The following is a 1281-nucleotide window of genomic DNA, read 5'->3' as shown; positions in this document are numbered from 1 at the left end:
CGGCTGGAGCTTCGAGACGAAGCAGATCCACGTGGGCCAGCCCGGCGGCGGCGACACCCGCGCCCGCGCCCTGCCGATCTACCAGACCACCAGCTACACCTTCGACAGCACCGACCACGCCGCCGCCCTGTTCGGCCTCACCGAACCGGGCAACATCTACACCCGCATCATGAACCCCACCCAGGACGCGGTCGAACAACGCATCGCCGCCCTCGAAGGCGGCGCCGCCGCCCTGCTGCTGTCCTCCGGCCAGGCCGCCGAAACCTTCGCCGTGCTCAACCTCGCCCAGGCCGGCGACCACCTCGTCTCGAGCCCCTACCTCTACGGCGGCACCTACAACCTGTTCCACTACACCCTGCCCCGACTCGGCATCGAGGTCAGCTTCGTCGACGACCCCGACGACCTCGACCAGTGGCGCGCCGCGATCCGCCCCACCACCCGCGCCTTCTACGGCGAAACCATCGCCAACCCCAAGAACCACCTCCTCGACCTGCCCGGCATCTCCGGGGTGGCCCACGAGCACCACCTGCCCCTGATCGTCGACAACACCGTCGCCACCCCCTACCTGATCCGCCCCCTCGAGCACGGCGCCGACATCGTCGTGCACTCGGCCACCAAATACCTCGGCGGCCACGGCACCGCCATCGCCGGCGTCCTCGTCGACGGCGGCACCTTCGACTGGACCGCCACCGGGCCCGACGGCACCGCACGCCACCCGCAGTTCGTCACCCCCGACCCCAGCTACCACGGCGTGGTCTACGCCGACCTCGGCGCCCCCGCCTACGCCCTCAAGGCCCGCGTGCAACTGCTGCGCGACCTCGGCTCCGCGGTGTCCCCGTTCAACGCCTTCCTCATCGCCCAGGGCCTGGAAACCCTGTCGCTGCGCATGGAACGGCACGTCGCCAACGCCCAGCAGGTCGCCGAGCACCTCACCACCCGCCCCGAGGTCACCGCGGTGTCCTACGCCGGCCTGCCCTCCTCCCCCTGGTACCAGCGCGGCCGGCAGCTCGCCCCCCGCGGCACCGGCGCCATCGTCACCTTCGAACTCGCCGGCGGCGTCGACGCCGGCAAGAAGTTCGTCGACGCACTGACCCTGCACAGCCACGTCGCCAACATCGGCGACGTCCGCTCGCTGGTCATCCACCCCGCCTCCACCACCCACTCCCAGCTCACCGCCACCGAGCAACTCGCCGCCGGCGTCACCCCCGGCCAGGTCCGCCTCGCCGTGGGCATCGAAGGCATCGACGACATCCTCGCCGACATCACCACCGGCCTCGAGGC

At 71.3% G+C, this 1281-nt stretch carries 1 protein-coding gene; it reads left to right on the top strand.

Translation table 11 applies throughout. The features are described 5' to 3' along the window. A partial coding sequence (locus ACWPOB_RS28480) for a bifunctional o-acetylhomoserine/o-acetylserine sulfhydrylase (RefSeq protein WP_455402866.1) occupies window positions 1–1281 on the top strand: 1281 nt, incomplete at both ends.

This window comes from Rhodococcus sp. 2H158 (genome assembly GCF_053764755.1).
The sequence above is the reverse complement of the archived record's forward strand: the minus strand, read 5'-3'. Positions and strand labels throughout refer to the sequence as shown.